General features: G+C 72.9%; 15 protein-coding genes. 5 read left to right on the top strand and 10 right to left on the bottom strand.

The window, feature by feature from the left end:
- Window positions 1-2 precede the first annotated feature (2 nt).
- Genes WMF44_RS23530 through truD form a run of 4 tightly spaced genes read right to left on the bottom strand, consistent with a single transcriptional unit; the run spans window position 3 to window position 3634 of the window.
- Complete coding sequence (locus tag WMF44_RS23530) at window positions 3-1022, bottom strand: energy transducer TonB (protein WP_437301349.1); 1020 nt, start codon at window positions 1020-1022, stop codon at window positions 3-5.
- Between the two features lie 19 nt (window positions 1023-1041).
- Window positions 1042-1545 (bottom strand): ExbD/TolR family protein, encoded by a 504-nt coding sequence (locus WMF44_RS23525; protein ID WP_437301348.1) that lies wholly within the window; start codon window positions 1543-1545, stop codon window positions 1042-1044.
- Window positions 1545-2312: a MotA/TolQ/ExbB proton channel family protein gene (locus WMF44_RS23520; protein ID WP_012236947.1), complete on the bottom strand. Its 768-nt coding sequence runs from the start codon at window positions 2310-2312 to the stop codon at window positions 1545-1547. The genes WMF44_RS23525 and WMF44_RS23520 overlap by 1 nt, the downstream gene beginning before the upstream one ends.
- A gap of 59 nt (window positions 2313-2371) precedes the next feature.
- A complete protein-coding gene (gene truD, locus WMF44_RS23515; protein WP_437301347.1) occupies window positions 2372-3634 on the bottom strand; it encodes a tRNA pseudouridine(13) synthase TruD in 1263 nt (420 codons plus the stop codon).
- 148 nt (window positions 3635-3782) lie between these two features.
- Here truD and WMF44_RS23510 point away from each other — a divergent pair, with 148 nt between their 5' ends.
- Window positions 3783-4574, top strand: coding sequence for an SUMF1/EgtB/PvdO family nonheme iron enzyme (locus WMF44_RS23510; RefSeq protein WP_437301346.1), 792 nt, complete (start codon window positions 3783-3785; stop codon window positions 4572-4574).
- Between the two features lie 43 nt (window positions 4575-4617).
- Here the strand turns inward: WMF44_RS23510 and WMF44_RS23505 are convergent, their stop codons facing one another.
- Both WMF44_RS23505 and WMF44_RS23500 read right to left on the bottom strand, forming a co-directional pair.
- A complete protein-coding gene (locus WMF44_RS23505) occupies window positions 4618-4941 on the bottom strand; it encodes a hypothetical protein (protein ID WP_437301345.1) in 324 nt (107 codons plus the stop codon).
- 49 nt (window positions 4942-4990) lie between these two features.
- A complete protein-coding gene (locus WMF44_RS23500; RefSeq protein WP_437301344.1) occupies window positions 4991-6550 on the bottom strand; it encodes an HAD-IG family 5'-nucleotidase in 1560 nt (519 codons plus the stop codon).
- A gap of 313 nt (window positions 6551-6863) precedes the next feature.
- Between WMF44_RS23500 and WMF44_RS23495 the strand changes: the two genes are divergently transcribed.
- Window positions 6864-7862 carry a ferritin-like domain-containing protein gene (locus tag WMF44_RS23495; RefSeq protein WP_437301343.1) on the top strand — a complete coding sequence of 333 codons (999 nt, stop codon included), beginning with the start codon at window positions 6864-6866 and terminating at the stop codon, window positions 7860-7862.
- 203 nt (window positions 7863-8065) lie between these two features.
- Entirely contained in the window at window positions 8066-9925 is a 1860-nt protein-coding gene (locus WMF44_RS23490; RefSeq protein WP_437301342.1) for a response regulator, read from the top strand.
- Window positions 9926-9943: 18 nt separating this feature from the next.
- Here WMF44_RS23490 and WMF44_RS23485 read toward each other — a convergent pair whose 3' ends face one another.
- Together WMF44_RS23485 and WMF44_RS23480 are read right to left on the bottom strand one after the other, a co-directional pair.
- Window positions 9944-10762, bottom strand: coding sequence for an SDR family NAD(P)-dependent oxidoreductase (locus tag WMF44_RS23485; protein ID WP_437301341.1), 819 nt, complete (start codon window positions 10760-10762; stop codon window positions 9944-9946).
- Window positions 10763-11096: 334 nt separating this feature from the next.
- The gene (locus WMF44_RS23480) at window positions 11097-11411 is read right to left on the bottom strand and encodes an Mpo1-like protein (RefSeq protein WP_012236939.1); all 315 of its coding nucleotides are present in this window, start codon (window positions 11409-11411) and stop codon (window positions 11097-11099) included.
- Between the two features lie 104 nt (window positions 11412-11515).
- On the opposite strand from WMF44_RS23480, the gene WMF44_RS23475 reads away from it, so the two are divergent.
- A complete protein-coding gene (locus WMF44_RS23475; RefSeq protein WP_437301340.1) occupies window positions 11516-13552 on the top strand; it encodes a sigma 54-interacting transcriptional regulator in 2037 nt (678 codons plus the stop codon).
- 75 nt (window positions 13553-13627) lie between these two features.
- Here WMF44_RS23475 and WMF44_RS23470 read toward each other — a convergent pair whose 3' ends face one another.
- Together WMF44_RS23470 and WMF44_RS23465 are read right to left on the bottom strand one after the other, a co-directional pair.
- Window positions 13628-15169: a Glu/Leu/Phe/Val family dehydrogenase gene (locus WMF44_RS23470; protein ID WP_437301339.1), complete on the bottom strand. Its 1542-nt coding sequence runs from the start codon at window positions 15167-15169 to the stop codon at window positions 13628-13630.
- A 213-nt stretch (window positions 15170-15382) separates the two neighbouring features.
- The gene (locus tag WMF44_RS23465) at window positions 15383-16189 is read right to left on the bottom strand and encodes a hypothetical protein (protein WP_437301338.1); all 807 of its coding nucleotides are present in this window, start codon (window positions 16187-16189) and stop codon (window positions 15383-15385) included.
- A 1185-nt stretch (window positions 16190-17374) separates the two neighbouring features.
- On the opposite strand from WMF44_RS23465, the gene WMF44_RS23460 reads away from it, so the two are divergent.
- Window positions 17375-19795, top strand: coding sequence for a right-handed parallel beta-helix repeat-containing protein (locus WMF44_RS23460; protein ID WP_437301337.1), 2421 nt, complete (start codon window positions 17375-17377; stop codon window positions 19793-19795).
- Window positions 19796-19989: the final 194 nt, after the last annotated feature.

Raw genomic sequence — 19989 nt, 5'->3', positions numbered from 1 at the left:
AGCTAGCGCGTGAACGTCACCGTGATGGGCGGCGTCGTGGCGGCGATCGGAGCGCCCGAGCGATCTTTGCCGGGGTTGTAGCGACGGCCGAGCGCGCACATGCGCGCGGAGCGACCGAAGCCGTGTCCAGGATCACTGACGACCTTGACCGAGAGCGGGCTGCCGTCGGGGCGCACCGTGACCATGAGGACGACCTTCGCCTGGTCGATCTGGTCGACGTCGGCCTCGGGAGGGAAAGGACAGTTCCAGTTGCTGCTGCCGATCAGCCCGGGCGGCGCGGAACGGTCCGGCCCTGCGGGGGGCGGGGGCGGGACGGGGTCGCCCGTGCCCTTGCCGCCGACGACGCCTCCGACCTTCGCGTTCGGGTTGAACGTGGGGGTCTTCGCCGTGCCCGCGCCGGCCACCTGGCCGTAGCCGACGCCCTGCCCCTCGCCGCTCGCGATCCCCTGATCGGTCATGTCGAGGACCTCGTCCGGATCCGGCTCTTTCGTCAGGACCTTCGAGGCCTCGGCGGCGGCCGGGGGTGGATCGTACGGGTCGTCCTTGGGCGGCGGGGTGTTCGCCTGGGGAGGCGGCGCGACCTTGGGGACGGGCTCGGGCTCGGGCGCCGGCGGCGGCGGCTCGGGCTCCGGCGGCTTGGGCTCCTCGACCTTCGGCGGCGGGATGTCGACCTCGTAGATCGCCCAGAGGTAGTCGTGGATGCCGGTGCGCATCTCCTCGACCACGTGCCGCATGTCGCGCAGCGACCCCGAGACGATGGCCCGGGCCGAGGCCGCGCCGTGGCTCGTGACCGCCAGCGTGACCCCGAGAAAGGCGCCCACGCGCGACGCGCGGTCGCCGAGGGCGAGCACCGCGGCGAGCGGATCCGCGCCGCGCCGGCGATCGCCTGCGCGGGCAGGCGCCGGCGAGGCGAGGGGGGTCGAGGGATCGAGGGCGCCCCCGGGCTCAGCGCCGCTGCGCTTGCCCCGGCGGCGCCCGTCGTGGACCGCCCCCGCGGCGCGATCGCTCGTGACCTGGCTCATAAGGTCTCGCTCGGCGCGCTCACGGCGCGGGGCTCGGGGTTGCGGGCGCAGGGGCCGCCGGGGGAGGCGCGGCGGGGGAGCCCGGCGCCGTGCCCGGGGCCGCGCCGGCCTCGGGCGCGATCGGCGTCACGCCGAACGCGATCTTGGAGACGCCGGCCTGCTTCAGCAGATCGAGCGCGCGGATCACGCGGCCGTGCGGGACCGTCGTGTCGGCGCGGATGACAGCGCGGAGCTCCGGGTTCTTCGCCTGGGCCTCGCGCGCGATCGGCAGGATGGCGTCCTCGCCCGCGAGCTTCTTGCCGTCGGCGAGCGTGTCGCCGTTCGCGTGCAGCTCGAGCCCGAAGATGAGCTGAACCTCCTGCCCCTGCGCCGCCTTCGGCAGGTCGAGGGGGAGCGACTGCGAGACGATGATCTTCGCCGTCACCATGAAGATGATGAGGAGGACGAGGGTGATGTCGACGAGCGGCGTGACGTTGATGCCGCTGATCATCTCGTCATCGTCGTTGCGGCTCGTGGCGGCCATCAGCGCTCCTCCTCGCCCGCGCCGCCCTTCTTGTGCTCGTCCTGCCGCGACGCCCTCGCGGCCTTGCCGCGCGGCTGCTCGACGGCGGCGGCGGGCGCGGCCCCGGCGAACGCCGGATCGATCTTGAGGTGCGCGAGCAGGACGCGCGTCAGCGCCTCGGTGTTGGCGAGCGTCGACTTGATCATGCGCTGGAAGAAGTTGTTCGCGGCGACCGCCGGGATGGCGACCGCGAGGCCGACCGCGGTCGCGACGAGCGCCTCGGCGATGCTCGACATGACCGCCTGCGGCGCCATGGCCTGCGACGTGGCCTGCGCCACCGGCGTCTTCGCCGCCTGGCCGAGCGCGTCGAAGGCGCCGACGACGCCGATGACGGTGCCGAACAGCCCGATGAACGGCGCGTTGTTGCCGAGCGTGCCCAGGTAGGCGAGGCGCCGCTCGAGCTTCATGCGCTGGAGCGCCGCGGCGCCGGCCATGGCCTCCTCGGCCGCCTCGGGCCCCTGGTGCGCCACCGCGAGGCCGGCCGCGACGACCGCCGCCTCGGCCGAGGGCGAGGCGTCCATCCGCCGCCGCGCCGCCTCGATCGAGTCGTCGAGGGACGTCTTGAGGTCCCGCGCGAGGACGGTGAGATCGTCGCGGAGCGACCAGAAGAACCAGGCGCGCTCCAGGATGATGGCGACCGAGACGACGCTGAGGGCGATCATCAACCACATGACCCAGGCGGCCCCGAATCCGACCATGATGCGCTGCAGCCACTCGACGAGGTTCATCTTGTTCCTTGGTGCCTTTCCGATGGGGGGGTGGGGGGGAGCCGCGCTTCGAAGATCATCTACGGGTCGACGGCGGGCTGCCCTTCCTCGACTTCGTCCGCCTCCGGAGGAGGGGCGCTGCCCGTCCCCGGCCTGCCGATGGAGGGCCGGGGGGCGGAGGCGTCGACGAGCCGGAAGACTCGCCCAAGGACGGTCGTCGCGTAGCCGCCCTTCGGTAGCACAAATGAGACGACGATTCCGTGCCGTACATCCGGATCGTCCGCCGCTCCTGGCGTCGTGGCGCTCACCGCCGCCTCCCCGGCGGCCGCCTCCAAGGTGGATACCTCCAGGCCGTCCACCTCCAGGCGCAGCGGGCGCCGCGTGCCTTCTCCGGCGTGGGCGAACGCGTCGAGCCTGCGCGGGTCGCCGATCGCCGCGGTGAGCACCTCGCGCTCCAGCGCGCCCGGGGCGCCCTCGGGCCAGCGCATCTTCCGGCCGAACATCGGGCCCGTCGCCGAGATCGCGAGCGCGGCGGCGCGCGCCTCGGCGTCCGCGAGCTCCGGGCCCTCGAGCGGCACGAGGAACAGCCCGCCGCTGTCGCGCTTCTTGGCGAGATCGCCGGGGAGCACGGCGCTCCAGGTGCCGTCCGCCTCGCGGCGCGCGAGCACCTCGTTGAACCAGAGCGACTGGAGCGCCGAGAAGAGCAGCCGCTGCTCGCGCTTGTCGCGGGGCCCGCGCTCCCGGCCCGCGATCCACGCGAGCGCGCGCTCGGGGTTGTCGCCGTTCCTCCCGAACCGCTGGGGCCCGAACGCGTTCGGCACGCCGGCGCGGCCGATCTCGGCGAGGCGGCGCTCGGCGAGCGGGAGCGCCGCGGGTGCGATGCCCCGGAGCGCGATCCGGAACCGGTTGCCGAGGAGGTGCCCCGGCTTGAGCTTGTTGTCGTGCCGGGCGACCGCGAGGACCTCGATCCCGGGCAGCTCGGCCTTCTCGAGCAGGGGCGCCGGATCCTGCGCGAGGGGGAGCTGGAACGATGCGGTCTGCGTGGTGATCGCGTGCCGGTCCTTCATGCCGGCGAAGCCGGCGCTGCCCGGGTCGGCCCCGAGCGCGAGCGCGATGGCCCGGACCGCGTCGAGCGTGGTGCGCCCCGTCTTGCGGAAGGTCACGAACACGTGCTCGCCGCGGCCGCTCGGCGCGTAAGCGGGGAGCTCCTCGACGATGAAGTCGGCGGGGGAGCTCCGGAGCAAGGCCGTGGGAAGATCGCCGGGCGAGCCCGCGGGCGCGGGGAGGTCGCCGCGCGAGCCCGCGGCCGTGGCGCCGGCGGCGGGCGAGGCGGTGGCTGTCATGGGAGCGCCAGCGTGACCGAAATCGCCCGCTCGTCCAGCGCCAGCAGCGCGCGCGTCCGGGCCCGCCTCCGCCAGCTGCGGCGATTTGCCCGCGGCGCCGGGGATCGGCTATGGCCAGAGGCTCGCCCCGGGCCTGGGCCTCTCCGCGATGCGACCCCCTCTCCCGTCTCACCCCCTCGCGCGCCGGCCCGCCCTGTCGTTCGCGCGCTCGTCGGCCTTCGCCGCGGGCGTCGCGGCGCTCGGCCTCGCGGTCCTCGGGCTACCGAGCCCCCGGACGGCCGCCGCCGCGCGCGCCGCGTGCCCGGCGGGGATGGCCTCGGTGCGCGGGACGTTCTGCATCGATCGCTTCGAGGCGAGCACCGTCGAGCTGCTCTCCGGCGGCGGAAAGCGCCGGCACTCGCCGTTCGAGCCGGTCGGCAAGCTGAAGGTGAAGGCGGTGAGCCGGCGCGGCGTGAAGCCGCAGGCGTACATCAGCCGGGATCAGGCCGAGGCGGCCTGCCGGAACGCCGGCAAGCGGCTCTGCATGGACGACGAGTGGGTCACCGCGTGCAAGGGCAAGCGCGCCACGGTGTTCCCTTACGGGCGCGAGCGGGAGCGCGGCGCCTGCAACGACAGCGGCGTCTCGTCGTTCAACCGCTACTTCGGCCAGGGGGGCGAGGCCCCGCAGTCGGCGTTCACGTGGGCCAACATGAACGACGCCCGCCTGAACCAGCTCCCGGGCACGCTGGCGTCCTCGGGCGCGTTCCGCCGCTGCAAGAGCAGCTTCGGCGTCCACGACATGGTGGGCAACCTGCACGAGTGGACGAGCGCGCCGCGCGGGACCTTCCGCGGCGGCTACTACCTCGACAGCGCCAAGCACGGCGACGGCTGCGAGTACAAGACCACCGCGCACGCGCGCGGGTACCACGACTACTCGACCGGCTTCCGCTGCTGCAAGTGACGCGGCGCAGGCGCGCACGCAGGCCGCGCGCTGCGCCCCCAGGCTACTTGGGGATCGGGGGGCGTGCGCCGCCGCCGCTGCCGGACATGGGCCCCTGCGCGAAGCACTCCTCGTCGCCGGTGTCGACCGTGGTGACGTCGTAGCAGCAGAGCTCGCCGTCGAAATCCCCCTCGCTGTCGATGGAGTCGATGGAGCTCACGCAGCCTGGGTTCTCGAAGAACACGCGCGCCTCGTCGCTCGACGGGCACGCCCCTTCGAGATCGGTCCAGTGAAAGCAGGCCCGCTTGCCGCAGCCGGCGGCGCCGGCGAGGAAGAGGGCGGGGGCGACGAGCGCGACGAACAGCGGGCGGGGGCGGGCGATGCTCATGGCGATCTCCTCATGCGGCGCCCGCGCACCGGCGCGGAGGCCTCGGCGATCAGAGCTCGTGCGGCATCAGGTCGCGCGGGCTCCGGAAGTACTGCAGCGGCGAGTAGGCGAGCAGGTTCGAGACGCGGGACGTGTAGATGCAGGCGTACTCCTCGACCTGATCGCCGAAGCTGGACGTCTCGTTCGCCTCCTTGAGCAGCGAGCCCCAGTAGGGGTGGAAGCGGCGGGCGATCTCGCGCTCCAGCTTGCCGACCTCCGCGTCGACGGCCCGGAGCTGGCCGCGGATGCGCTCGACCGCGCGCTTGGTGCGGCCCCGCTCGGCCTCGTAGAACGACGTCCTGTAGTCGATCTGGACGTGCTCGCCGTTCGCCTCCGCGAGCAGCGGCGCTCCGCCCCCGTTGGTCGCGCCGTTCCTCCTCTGCTGCTCCTCCTCGATCTTGCGGGTGAGGTCCTTGTAGCGCTGCTGGTAGAAGCGCAGCTGGTCCTCGAGCTCCTCGCGGCGCCCCTCGAGCAGGGCGCTCTCCATGTGCTCGCGGCGGCACGACTCGTGGGCGGCGACCTCCGCCTCCATCTCCTGGATGATCATCGCCGTGCGCCACGCGCTCTCCTTCTTGGAGCGGAGGATGTCGCCGTAGATGTGATCGCCGACGTAGAGGACCCGGTCGCCGGAGATGTTCAGGAACTTCTCGAAGTCGTTGAGGTTGCCGCCCTCGTAGATGGCGCCGCGCTCGAGCGGGGCCGTGGCGGGGCGGGGCTCGGCGCCGTCGCGGATGAGGAGCGGGCGGCGCTCCTGGAAGAACGCCGGCTTCTGCGCGGCGACGACGATGACGTCGAAGTAGTGCCGGAAGCTCGGGTACTCCGGCATCGCGTCCCCGAGCAGGTACGTCATCATCTTCTCGGTGAACGGCCAGCGCGAGTTCGTGAGCAAGAAGAGCTTCTTGCCCGCCGAGCGGAACTTGTGGAGCGTCTGCGCCAGGTTCGGGTCGCGCTCGACGAAGCGCGGCAGGTCGGACAGGACGACGTCGAGGATGGTGCCGTCCCGGTGCGCCTCGTCGATGCACTCGCGGATGTCGGTGAACAGCCGCGCGTAGTCGAGCGCGACGCCGCGCTCCTCGAGGGCGTCGACGATGCCGGCGTAGAGCGTGGCCTCGCTCAGCGCGTAGAGCGTGTCGATCCAGTGGTAGCGGGCGGTGTTCGGCCGGATCTTCCGGTGCTGGTAGAGCGACCGGAGCTCGTCCCTCGTGAGCTCCCGGAGGCCGTGGTACCCGCGCTGGACCACCTTGAACCGGTCCATCTTGAGCACGTGGCCGAAGCGCTTGTCGATCAGCAAGCCGCGGATCGGGAAGTGGATCGGATAGCGGAGGCGCCGCAGGATCTCCTCGGGGTAGCCTCGCGCGGCCAGCTTCGTGACGGTCCCCTGGATCGAGAGGTTGTCCATCTCGGTCTGGTTGTAGATCGCCAGGGTGTAGTCCATGTCGAAGCCGACCCAGTCGATCCCCGCCAGCTTGAGGTTGCGGTTGACGAAGACGCGCCGGGTCCGTGGGATGCGCGTGGGCTCGGTCTGGGGATAGAGCCCTCCGAGGGGGAGCTCGAGCTGCTCGAAGAACACAGTGGGTCGACTATGGTATCCCACCCGGAGGGGCGTACAAAGCGCGCCAGGGCGACGACCGACGCCCCCCGGGGTCGTCCGCCCGTCGTCGCCCCTCGTCGCCCGTCGGCCCGTCGATCGAGCGCGCAGGGATCCGTCGCCCCCGAGCGGGCTTCCGCCCTCGGCGCGCGCTCGGGCGCGCCGCGCTCCCGGGTGCGCCGCGCCGAACAACTGCGCTATGGTGCCGCCCGTCCCGTCCCGTCGTGTGCGATCGAGGAGACGGCTCCTCATCCGTCACATCCGTCACATCCGTCACCGACGGGGTCCTTGCCCGATGCTTTTCGCAGCGTCCCAGCCGATCTCCCGCAAGCCCCCCGTCCAGCGCGCCACCTCGTGGTGGCTCAGCATGCTGCGCCGCCGCGCGGAGCGGATGTACGACGAAGAGCTCGACCTCTCCCGGCCGATCCCGTGGGAGAGCGAGGGAGAGCGCCAGGCCGCGATCGCCTTCTTCAACGCCGCGTTCCGCGCCGAGGAGTCCGGCCTCATGCAGGCGCATGCGCTGGCGGCGGAGGTGAGCGGCTGGGACCCCGAGCTCGGCGAGTGCCTGCGGCTCTACGGCGACGAGGAGGGGTGGCACCGCGAGCTGCTCACGAAGTTCCTCGCGCACATCGGCGGCGAGGTCCGGCCCATGGGCCGCGTCACCGGCACCTTTTATCGCCTGTACGGCCGCGCGAAGCGGGTGGAGACGATCGTGCTCACGAACCTCATGTTCGAGACCATCGGCTCGACGACCTACCGCCTCGCGCTGCGGGAAGCCCGGTACCCGGCGGTGCGCCAGATGCTGACGATCCTGACGCGCGACGAGTCGTTCCACGTCCCGCTCAACGTCCACTTCCTGCGCGAGGCCCTGAAGCGCAGCCCGGCCTCGATGCGGATCAGGCTCCGCGCCATCTACACGACCCTCTTCGCGGCGCTGCTCGGGTCGGCGGCAGCGAGCCGCCGGCGCGCGCTCGCCTTCGACAGGATCCCTTTCCAGGTGCTCTCCAGCGCCTACGCCGAGCACCTCGGGCGGCTCTTCGTCCACGAGAGCGACCTCGATTTCGCCCCGCCGGAGCTGCTCCTGCGCCTGTTCGGGCACAGCCGGCGCGCGCTCGCGTCGTCCGAGGACCCGTCGGCCATCAGCGTGCTCTCGGCGGAGGCGGCGGTCGATCGCGAGCGTGTCGTCGTGACGGCGCTCGGAGACGCGCGTCGCCCCCATGGGCCTCGCGAACCGTGGGAGACGCCGCCGAGCGCCCCCGCCGTGGCGCGGGGCGCGGGAGCTGACGGACGCTGACATTGCGTGAATGGCGCGTAGATCACGCGTAAATCACACGTAAATCACACGTAAATCACGCGTGCTTGGCGCGCGCACGGCGCCGAGCGGTCGTCGCGGCGCGCACGGCGAGCTTCTCTCCGGGGCATTGTAAGCAGTACACTCGAAGCTCCGGCGTCGTGGGGCCCGCGTGGGGCGGGCGACCACGGCGTGGCGGGGCGTCGATGGCAGGCAAAGAGCAGCGCCGGAGCGGTCCAGAGAGCAGCCCCGGCACGAGGAGCAGCGAGTCCGCGGAGCGCGCGCTCACGCCGCAGGAGCCAGCCGCGCGGCCATGGGCGCTCGTCCCCGAGGAGGGGGAGGCGAGCGCGGTCGCGCAGATGCGGCACGAGATCCGGACGCTGCTCGGCGGGATCGTCGGGTTCAGCAGCCTCTTGCTCGACAGCGAGCTCGACTCGGAGCAGCGCGCCTGGGCGCGGCGCATCCGGAGCAGCGGCGACGCGGTGCTCTCGATGGTCGACGATCTCATCTCGCTCGACCAGCCGGACGGCCGCGGCCCGCACGTCGATCACGCCGACTTCGATCTGCGGCGGGCGATCGAGGACGCGGCAGAGCTGCTCGGCGATCGCGCGCATGACGAGGGGACCGAGCTCGTGCTCGACGTCGAGCCGGACGTGCCGGCGGCGGTGCGCGGCGACGCCGCGCGGCTGCGGCAGATCCTGCTGAACGTCGTGGCGACCGCGATCGGCGCGGCGCCCCGAGGCGAGGTGCTGGTGCGCGCCGCGCTGGACGCGGCCCGCAACGACGAGGCGAAAGGCAGGATCGACGGCGCGCCCGAGCGAGCGCGCGCGCGGGTGCGCTTCGACGTGCGCCTCGCGGGCGGCGCAGGGCGCGCGGACGGCGCGGAGGCGCCGGGGGCAGCGGGCGCGCCCGGCGGGCGAGCGCGGCCTGCGTCCGGGCGGGACCTCGGCGCGGCGTCCGGCATGGCCGTCGCGAAGCGCCTGGTCGTCGCGATGGGCGGCGAGCTCTGCGAGCCCGCGGACACCGATGCGCGCCGGCATGGGATCTCGTTCGCGCTGCCGTTCGAGCGGCGCGCGCGCGGCGCGGAGCGCGCGCTCATCCCGCGCATCGACCTGCCCGGGAAGCGGGTGCTCGTGGTCGACGACAGCGGCTCGGTGCGTCAGGTGGTGCGAAAGCTGAGCGAGGAGCTCGGGCTCGCTTGCCGCACCTCGGGCAGCGGCGCCGCCGCCCTGGCCGCGCTGCGCGAGGCGGCGGACGCCGGCGCCGCGTACGACATGGTGCTGATCGACCTCGAGCTGGCCGATCTCGACGGCCTGAGGCTGCTCCAGCGCATCAAGGTGGACCCCGCGATCGCGCCCGTCCGCGTCGGCCTCATGACCTACGCCGGCAGGGAGGCGCCCAGCCGCGCCGAGGTCGACTCCGTGCTCATCAAGCCGATCCGGCGCGCGCAGCTGCACTCGAGCCTGCGGCTGCTCGCAGGGCTGCCGCCGGAGCACGTGTCCGCCGGGGCGCGCGCGCACCCGCCGAGGTCGCCGCGAGGGACGGCCTCGTCGAAGCCGCCGAAACAGGACGAGGCCGACCGCGGACGGCGGCCTCCCGGCGCGGCGTCGCGGTCCGGCGCGTACGAGGCCGCCCACCCCGACGGCGCGCCGCCGAGCGTGGAGCTCGCTCCGCCGACCCTGGTCACGCCCTCGCCCCCATCGACGTCGAAGCGCGTCCAGCCCGCCTCCTCGCGGCCGCGGGGCGGGCTGCGCGCCGTCGAGCCCGACGTCGTCACCGAGGTGATCGAGCTCTTCCTCACGGAGGCCCCGACCCGGGTGGCCTCGATGCGCGAGGCCGCGGCGCAGGGCGCGCTCGGCGAGCTCGAGCGGCTCGCCTGGGCGCTCTACGAGAGCGCCGACGCGCTCGCGGCCTCCAGCTTGAAGGAGCTCTGCGCCCGGCTCGATCGCGAGGCGCGCGCGGGGACGCTCGAGAGCGCGACGGAGGCGGTGCGGGCCATCGGCCGGGAGGTCGAGCGCGTGCAGTCGTCGCTCGCCGCGGAGCTCAAGAAGCGGGGGTTCCGGTGAGCCGGGGGGCCCTTCCGTTCAGGTGAAGCCGACGAGCCTCGAGCTCATCTCCCAGAGCCGCGAGGCCGCCTCTGCGTCGGTCGCCATTCCCTTGAGGGGCCTCGCCCTTGTCCGCTCGAAGAAGGCGGGGCTCCCGGCGGGCGCCGTCTCGGCCAGGATCGCGAGGAGGTTCGCGGCCGCCTGCGCCGGCGTCGCGCCCACGACGTCGATCAGCGCCTTGAGGACGCGCGAGGTCCCCTCGAACAGCCCTGAGCGCACGAGGCCAGGGTAGTAGCAGAGCACCTGGGCACCTGTGCCCGAGAGCCTCTCCGCGAGGCGGCGCGCCGAGAGCACGAGCGCGAGCTTCGACCGCGCGGAGGCGGAGAGGAACGAATACGAGCGCTTCGACATGAGATCATCGAAGTCGAGCCGGATGCTGTCCACCGGCGCGACCAGGTTGACAACGCGCGCGTCGCGCGCGGCCTTGAGCCGGTCGAGCAGCAGGTTCGACAGCAGGAAATGCGACAGGTAGTTCACCTGGAACGTCATCTCGAGGCCGTCGGCCGACTCCGCGCGTTCGCGCAGGAACACGCCCGCGTTGTTCACGAGCAGGTGAACGACCCCGCACCGGTCGGCCACCTGGCGGGCCGCCGCGCGCACGGACGCGAGCCGGCCGAGGTCACACTCGACGAGGTTGACCTCGCCGAGCACCTTCAGCGCGGCGAGCTTCCTCGCGCCGTCGGAGCCGGTCCGGCGGCAGAGCACGGTCACCCGGGCGCCCTGCCGCGCCAGCGCGGATGCCGTCGCGAGCCCGATCCCCGAGGTGCCCCCCGTGATCACGGCGACTTTCCCCCTCATGCTCCCCATCCCCCGTCTCCTCGTCCTCGTCCATCTCATCGCCTGCGGCGGGCCGGTCCCGACGCTCCGGGAGCTCGTCGGGACAGAGGCACGGGCGGACGGACGTCGATGCGCCGGCGGGCACGGTGCCTGCCGAGGACCCCAAACAGGAAGAGTCATCGCCCCCGCTGGCGACACAGGTACGACCGTGCGTGCATCACGTCAAGAAAGCTTTGCGCAATGCAGCACAGTGGCAAAGAAAACCATGTTCCAGGTTTTCTGATGCAGGAAGCCGATCTGTCCGCGTCACAGCCGTGCACGTGGACGGCGCCCGGGAAGCGCCTGGCGAGGAGCGTCAGGGGGCGGGCGTCTCCTCGAAGACGCGCAGGCCGTACTTCTCGAGACACCAGAGCACGCCGATGATCAGGCTCCGCTTGTCGTCCACGAACGACGGCTTCTTCCCCTCGAAGCAGTGGCCCGCGAGCTGGAAGCCCCAGCCGGTCGCGAACATCGCGGCCGCGAGCGGGAGGCCGATGAGCGTCGCGCCCACGGGGAAGCTCGCGACGATGAGCGGTATGCCGACCTGGTGACACGCCTGGTTGCGTGGATCCTGGTGGTCTTCCTTGTACCGGCGGAGCACCTGTGTCCATTCGGCGTTGAGACGGAGCATCCGACCTCCTTACCATGCGGACGCCCCGCGCGCGCTTTCGTCGAAGACCGGGGCGTCGCCGCTTCCCGGTTGCCGTTGGGAGGAATGAGGCGTAGTTGGGCAGTGTGAGCGGTTACAGGACCGGCCCCATGGCGACGACCGCGCCACTGTCCATCAAGACAGGGGAGCTCCTCCAGGGTGCGCGCTCGGAGAAGCGGCGTGTGCTCCTGCTCGTCTATCATCATGACGGCGTCGAGATGGCCCCGATGAGCCCCGGCGTCGGCGTCGTCGTCGGCAGGGAGGCCCCGGCCGACGTGGTGATCCGGGACAGGAGCATCTCGCGGCGGCACGCGCGCTTCACGCTCGTGGGCGGCGAGGTCGTTGTGGAGGACCTCGGCTCGCGCAACGGGACGCGCATTTCAGGGCAGCGGGTCGAGAGCGGCGTGGTCAAGGCCGGGGACGAGGTGCTGCTCGGCGGCATCGTCGCGTCGGTCCATGTGCTCTCCGGGGGCGAGATGCCCCCGTTCGGCCTGGAGGGCTCCGACGCGCTCCGCTTCGCGCTCCAGGCCGAGATCGTGCGGTCCAGGTTCTTCGGCCGCAAGTTCGCGCTCGTCGTGGTCCGCTCGCTCGGCGCGCAGGCGAGCCACCTCCGCCACTGGGGGCTCCGCGTGCGCGAGGCGCTGAGGCCCGTCGATCGCGTCGCCTTCTACAGCGCCGACGCCCTCGAGATCCTGCTCCCCGAGGTCACCCCCGAGCTCGCCGAGGAGCTCGCGAAGGCGATCGTCGCGCGCCGCGAGGGCGAGCCCGTGCTGGTCGCGGGGGTCGCCGTGTCCCCCGACGCCGCGACGTCCATCGACAAGCTCATCGAGGTCAGCCACGAGGCGTCGCGGAGCGCCACCCCCGCCGAGCCCGTGCGCCTCGCGCCCCCGGAGGGCGCGCTGGTCTACGTCACGCCGAAGGTCGACAGCACCCGGCCGCCCGACGAGGCGGGCCCGCCGGGCGCGCCGCCGGAGAGCCAGTGGGAGGCCGACGGCCACCTCCTCGCGACCAAGAGCCCGCTCATGCGATCGCTCGTCGAGGTGGCGCTGCGGGCCGCGCGCTCCTCGATCCCCGTGCTCCTGCGCGGCGAGACCGGGACGGGCAAGGAGGTGCTCGCGAGGTTCATCCACGACGGCAGCCCGCGCCGCGGCGAGCCGCTCATCTGCGTGAACTGCGGCGCGATCCCGGCGCTGCTCGTCGAGAGCACCCTCTTCGGCCACGAGCGCGGCGCCTTCACCGGGGCGAGCCAGCAGCACAAGGGCGTCTTCGAGGCGGCCGCCGGCGGCACGGTCCTGCTCGACGAGATCGGCGAGCTGCCCGCGGCAGCGCAGGCCGCGCTCCTGCGCGTGCTCGAGACCAAGCGGGTGACGCGCGTCGGCGCGACGAAGGAGCTGGAGGTCGACGTCCGCGTGATCGCGGCGACGCACCGCGACCTCGACGCGATGTGCGACGCGGGCACGTTCCGGCTCGATCTGCTCTACCGGCTGAACGCGATGACGCTGAACATCCCGCCGCTCCGCGCGCGCCGCGACGACATCGCGACGCTCGCGGCGGGCTTCCTGGCGCAGGCGAACTCGGCGAACATCAGCAGGGTCCAGTCGCTCGCGCCCGAGGCGCTGGCGCTCCTGAAGTGCTACTCGTGGCCCGGCAACGTGCGTGAGCTCCGGAACGCGATCGAGCGGGCGGTGGTGATCGCGGAGGGCGACGCGATCATGGCGCGCGATCTCCCGGAGCGCATCCGCCTGGCGGTGACCTCTCCCAGCTCGCCGCCCACGCCCTCCCGCGCCGTGGGCGTCTCGCGCTCGTCCGAGCCCGGCGTCGCGCCGGCCCTCTCCCAGCGCCCGTCCGAGCCGCTGCCCTCGCGCCCGTCCGAGCCGCTGCCCTCGCGCCCGTCCGAGCCGCTCCCTCCGCGCGCGTCCGAGCCGGGGCAGGCGGCGGCCCCCGCGGTCGGCCTCAAGACGCGTCTGGAGCAGATCGAGGCCGAGCTCCTGCTCGAGGCGCTGCGCGCGTCCGACTGGAACCAGACGGAGGCGGCGCGTCGCCTCGATCTGCCGCTGCGAACGCTCCAGCACAAGATCAAGGTCTACGGCATCAAGAAGCTCGGGTACGGCGTCGCTCGCTAGGTCCGCCCGCCGCCCGCCCGGAGCCCGGCCAGCGGATGGCCTGGCTCCGGCGCCGCCCTCGTCGCTTTGCCGAGATCACTGGGAGAACCCTTCCAGCATGTAGTGCGCCTCGATCCGCTTGAGCGCGAGCACCATCGCGGCGAGCCGCATCGGCAAGCGCTTGCCCAGGACGAGCCCGGTCGAGTCGTGATCTTCCGAGCGGCGCGGCCGGTCCTCAGCGATGTCGCAGATCAGGCGGTAGTTGCTCTTGATGGCGCGCTCCAGCCGGGTGTTCACCTCGCCCTCGGTCCAGTGCTCCATGCGCTTGTTCTGGATCCACTCGTAATAGGAGACGGTCACGCCCCCCGCGTTGCCGATGATGTCGGGGATGACGCTGATGCCGCGCTCCGCGAGCACCCTGTCGCCCTCGGTCGTGGTCGGGCGGTTGGCGCCCTCGGCCACGAGCTTCGCCTTCAGCCGCTCGGCCACCTCGCCGGTGATGGCGTCGCCGAGCGCGGCCGGGATGCAGATGTCCGCGTCCACGCTCCAGAAATCGTCCCGCGCGATCGCCTGGGCGCCGCTGTAGCCGGCGACCGATCGCCGGAGGTTCTGCGGGTTGTCGTTGACGTGCGCCATCAGCGCGCCCACGTCGATGCCGTTCGGGTCGAAGATCGCGCCGTCGGCGTCCTGCACGGCCACGCACCGCGCGCCCATCCGGCACAGGATCTCGGCGGCGGCGGAGCCGACGTTGCCGAAGCCCTGCACGATGAAGCGCGCCCCCGCGAGGGGGGCGCCGCGCTGCGCGTACCACTCCTCGATGCAGTACGCGAGCCCCTGCCCGGTCGCCTTGACGCGCCCCTCGGAGCCGCCGATGCGCACGTCCTTGCCCGTGACGACGCCGCGGTGGTTCACCCGCTCGCGCTCGCCGTCGCTGTACTGGCGCAGGAGCCACGCCATCACCTCGGCGTTCGTGCCCACGTCGGGCGCGGGGATGTCCACGTTGGGCCCGATGAGCTGCTTCAGCCGGTACATGTACCGGAGCGAGATCGCCTCGAGCTCCTCCTTGCTGTGCTCGCGCGGGTCCATGCGAATACCCCCCTTGGCGCCGCCGAACGGGACATCGGCGATGGCGGTCTTCCAGGTCATCTCGGCGGCGAGCGCGTTGAACAGGTCGAGCGACACGGCCTTGTGGAAGCGCAGCCCGCCCTTGTAAGGCCCTCGCGCCTGGTTGTGCTGGACCCGATAGGCCTTGAAGCGCACGAACGCGCCGGGCTGGATGCGGTAAAGGCCCTGATCGGCGAGGCGGATCGTCCCGTCCTGCACGTGGATCGAGCCGCTGCGGAGCGCCTCGGGGCGGAGGATGAGCTTGCCGTTGAAGAGCGGGGTGATCGCGGCCCGGTTCGGGATCACCGACGCAGGGAGCCGCTCGTAGGCCGCGGCCGCCTCTCCGCGGAAGGGGACGAGGCGGTCCTGGAGCTGCGTGGTGATGTAGAAGATGTGCTCGTAGTCGGGCTGCTCGAGCTCCAGCCGGATGCGCGGAGCCAGGCCGATGAGGTCCGCGGCGGTGTGAAACACCACCATGGATTCGCCGAAGATGTTGGTCTCCGGCTCGCGCTCTAGGAGGGGGGCGTCTTCCATCGCCGTATGCTGCCTCGACCGCGCGGCGGGGGTCCAACGTTTCGCGGGCCCCGCGCTCGACGGAGGGCGCCCGCTCTCCAGAGGCCGGTCGACGGACGGGCCGCCCGCCTCGCGGGGAACTCGCGTGACTCTCCCCGCAGGTTCGGGCGGACCATCGTACCGATTCACCACGGCGCGCGGCGGCAGCGTGGCCGTCGCGCCCGGGGAACGACGTCAGGGAAAGAGCGATCCAGGGAAGGCGCCTCCAGGGAAGCCGCCGCCGCAGCACCCCGCGCCGCCGAAGCCGCCGAGCGGCACGCCGAAGCCGCCGGGGAAGCCGAAGCCGCCGTACGGATAGCCGCCCATGCCGAGCGGCCACCCGAAGCCGCCCATGCCCGGGAAGCCGCCGAGGCCGGGGATCCCGCCCATCTGCCCGACGGGGCCGCCGGGCACCTGCCCGACCTGGCCGACGGGGCCGCCGGGGCCCTGGAGCGGGCCGCCGCCCTTGATGGGGCCCTGTCCGATGTCGCCAGGGCCCTGGAGCGGGCCACCGGGGCCCTGGAGCGGGCCACCGGGGCCGCCGAGGCCGCCCTTGATGGGGCCCTGTCCGACGCCGCCGGGGCCCTGGAGCGGGCCGCCGGGGCCGCCGAGGCCGCCCTTGATGGGGCCCTGGCCGATGTCGCCGGGGCCCTGGAGCGGGCCGCCGGGGCCGCCGAGGCCGCCCTTGATGGGACCCTGGCCGACGCCGCCGGGGCCCTGGAGCGGGCCGCCGCCCTTGAAGGGGCCCTGTCCGATGTCGCCGGGGCCCTGGAGCGGGCCGCCGAGGCCGCCCTTGATGGGTCCCTGTCCGATGCCGCCGGGGCCCTGGAGCGGGCCGCCGGGGCCGCCGAGGCCGCCCTTGATGGGGCCCTGGCCGATATCGGTCTTGCCCGGCACCCCGGGCGCGCCGATCAGGCCGCCGCCCCGCGTCTCCTCGTCCGTCGCTTCCTCGCCCTCCAACGCCTGCTCACTCGACGCCACGTCGACGTCAGCCTGGTCCAAGTCGGCCTCTTGCGGAGCCACCGCGTCGACTGCGCACCCGGTCATCAACACAGAAAAGAGCATCGCCGCGTGCGCCATCTTCATATCGATTGAGCGAACCATCCGTCCTCCTTCCATGCCCTGCTACGGCCCTCGGGCCCGCGCCGGCATGTTGAACGGCGTGGAGAGCAGGCTGCGTGCCTGAGTCCTCGTGTGCAGAGCCTGCCGCGTCGGCGACGGCGAAAGTGCATTGTCTGAATCCGCGCCGGGTGAGCGTTCTCCCCGTTTCATCGCGCCGGGGAGCCGCCGCGCCGGCGCGCGCCGATGTGGGAGCCTCTCGAGCGCTGGAGAAAGGCAAATGTCGACGCCCATCGCGGGGCGCCCCCCGCGCGTCGCGCGCGGCGGGACGGCATGAGCCGGGGGGAGGACGACCCGACTTGCGGCTTTATCGCGCTCGGCAAGCCGCATTTCCGAAGACCTGGTCGATCCCTGCAATCAAGGGCTGCAGCGACTCGACATCTGCGCTCGTCGGCGGCGATGTTCTCATCGCTTGCGGCCATCTGGTCACGCCCTGCGCAGCCCACTTCGGCCGACAAGGGCCCTGTGCGGCGCTCCTCCTGGGGCGACCTCGCCGTCGTTGCGCGCCTGTGCCGCGGTCTGCGCCGCGCCGCGCGTCAGCCCGTCGTCCGGCCCGTCGTCCGGAACGACGGCGCGGCCGCCGCCTTCAGCCGCGGACGGCGGGCCCGCGATGCGGCGGGAGCGGCGGCCTTCGCGGGCGTCCCTGCGCCGCGTTCGCCCGGCCCGACGTGGTTGACAGAGGACGTCTGACCGACACGCTCGGCCGCGCGCGAGCCTCGGTGTCAGCGAGGTTCGCGCGCCCACGCCCGGGAGACCCGGCGCGGCGCAGCCGTCCGTGGCGCTGCAGCGAAGGGAACGTCGGCGCGATCACGGCTCCTTTGCCTGGCAGGAGCGCATCTCCCGTTGTAGGATTCATTACGCTAAAGGAGCTCGCGCGGCGCCGCACAGGCGCACAGGTAGCGTCCTCGTCACCCTGGCGCGGGCTCATCGACGATCTCGGGCGCTCGGAGCGCCTGTTCATGAAGGCCACGCGCGGTCTCCGCGCTGCTGCGGAGCTCTGGAGAGCTGTTCGCCCGAGGAGCGGGAGCCCGCGAGGCGCGAGGCTGCGCTTTCCAAGGAGGGGATTGCATGCGCTTCTGCGCGACGCGCGCGGGTTCATCTTGCCTGGCCGCCTGCATCGCGGCCCTGTTGCCGCTTGTCGCGGCGTGCAGCGACCCCTCGGGGAGCTTTGGCGTCCCGCCCGTATGCGAGGGCGTCGCGCCGCGCGCGCCGAGCTGCGCGCCCGGGCACGTCCTCGGCCCCGCGGATGCGTGCATGCCGGTGGGCATCCAGGGGTGCGCCGAGCTGTTCGTGGAGGACGACGGACTCTGTCATCCATCGATGGAGAAATGCCCTGCGGGGACGATCCCGAAGTTCGATGAGGGCTGTGTTCCCGCTGGCATCCCCCGCTGCGCTCCGGAGCTCGCGGGCGACGACGGGCTCTGCAGGCCGGCCATGGCGAGGTGCCCGACAGGCATGTTCGCGACGCCGGAAGCGGGGTGTGTGCCGGTCGACGGCCCCGGCGGCTGCGGGCGCGGGCCGTGGGGGAGCGTCCCGCGCGTGTCCGGGAACGTCTATGTGGATCCGAGCTACTCCGGCGCGAACGGCGACGGCTCCGAGGCGAGGCCGGTCACGACGATCGAGGCGGCGCTGGGGCTCGTCGCCGCCGGCGGGACGATCGCGCTCGCGGCGGGGACCTACGACGAGCCGGTCGTCATCACGAAGCCGATCGTGATCGCCGGCCCGTGCGCCTCGCGCGTGCGGATCCGCGGGGTGAGCTCGGCCGTGCGTCCTCCCGCGATCGTGGCCGTGCTCGACGCAGGGGAGGTGACGCTCCGGGGGATCGAGATCGGCGGAGACGGCGCCGGCGTCGTGGCGACCGGCGCGAGCGCCGTGACGCTCGAGCGCGTTCACATCAAGGACGCCATGCACGCCGGCGTCCTGTCGGGCGACGGCGCCCGCCTCTCGGTGGCGCAGAGCTGGATCGAGGGGACGCGCGACGGCAGCGCAGGGACCGGCATCGGCGCCTTGGCGGAAGCCGGCGGCGCGCTCCTCGTGAAGGAGAGCGCCGTGACGGGCAACCGCGCGGCGGGCGTGGCGGCGCTCCAGGCGGGCGCCACGGCGTCCGTGGTGGGCAGCCTCGTCGAGGGGACCTTGTCGTCGGGGCGCTACCCGGCGGACGGCCAGGGGATCGTCGTGCAGGACGGCGCCGAGGCGTCGATCGAGAGCACGGCTGTCGTTGGAAACCAGCTGTCCGGGATCCTCGTTTCGGCCAGCGCGTCCGCGACCCTCTCCGGCGTCCTCGTCGAGGGGACGAGCCCCGGGAGCTCCGACCCGCCTTACGGCGTCGGCGTGTATGCGGCGAGGCGAGCGCGCGTCGCCATCGACTCGAGCGTGGTCCTCGGCAACACCGAGATCGGCGTCGCCGTCATCGGCGAGGGCAGCGCGGCGACGATGACGCGGAGCCTGGTGCAGGGCACGGTGGCGGCCCCGACCGGGTCGTTGCTCGGCGGATTCGGCGTCGCCGTCAGCCGCGGCGCGGCGATGCGCCTCCACGACAGCGCGGTCGTCCGGAACCGCGGCACCGGGGTTCACGTCGGCGACTCTTCCGCCGAGCTGATCGCCGGCGGCAACCTCATCGAAGGCACCATCGCCGAGGGCGGCTGGGGAGACGGCGCCGGGCTGACGGTGGCGGAGGGCCGGGTGACGCTCGTGTCGAATGCCATTCGCAGCAACGAGGGCACCGGCCTGCTCGTGGGATATGACGGGTCCGAGGCGACCGTGACAGGCAACCTCGTCGAGGGGCATGTCGCGCCGGACCGCCGCGCGCCGGTGGGGCAGGGGATCGTCATCTACAGGGGCGCCACCGCGGTGCTCACGGGCAATGTCGTGAGCGGCAACCGCTCCGTCGGCGTCTTCGCCGGCACGGAGATCCTCGGCAGCAGGGTCGAGATCATCGGGAACCTGATCGACGCCACCGCGGGCGGCGAATCACACGACGACGGTGACGATGACGACGATCACGATGACGACGACGGCGGCGGCGACGACGACAGCACGGGCATCGGCGTCGCCGCCGCGGGGTACGAGATCCGGCTCGCCTCGTCCCTCGTCCGCGGGAGCCGCACGGCCGGCGTGGTGCTGTTCGCCTCCGAGGCGGAGATCTCGCAGACGGTCGTCGACGGGGTGACGGGTGATCCCCGCGCCGCACGGGGCCGACGGCGCGACGAGCTCGTCGCCGACGGCGTCCTCGCGCTCGCCGGCTCCACCGTCGCGCTCGATGACGTGCGGGTGGAAGGCTGTGCGCGCGCCGGCATCCTGTACGACAGGAGCACGGGTCGCCTCTCCCGTGTTCGCGCCCTGGACAACCGCTTCGGGCTGGTCGTGCAGGGCTCGCCCGAGCCTCAGCTGAAGCTGGGTAACGAGAGCGCGTTCCTCGAGAGCTGCACCGCCGACGAGCTCTTCGGCAGCGAGCTCCGCGTGCCAGCGTCCGCTCCCCCGCTTCCATGAAACGCGCTCGCGGCCGCTCGTCTGCCCCGCGCCTGCGCCCGCGCCTCTGCACGAAACATTGATGACATCGAAGGGAGCCTTTCCTGATACGTGGCACTCACGGCCACGGCGGAGAGGACCAGCCCATCAGGCGTCGAGTAGCGGCCCGCACTACAACGCTGGCCGCACCCGACGCTCCGCCCGCGTCCGCCCCT

It is taken from the genome of Sorangium sp. So ce426 (genome assembly GCF_051475585.1).
In the GTDB taxonomy this organism is placed as follows: Bacteria; Myxococcota_A; Polyangia; order Polyangiales; family Polyangiaceae; genus Sorangium; species Sorangium cellulosum_B.
The sequence above is the reverse complement of the archived record's forward strand: the minus strand, read 5'-3'. Positions and strand labels throughout refer to the sequence as shown.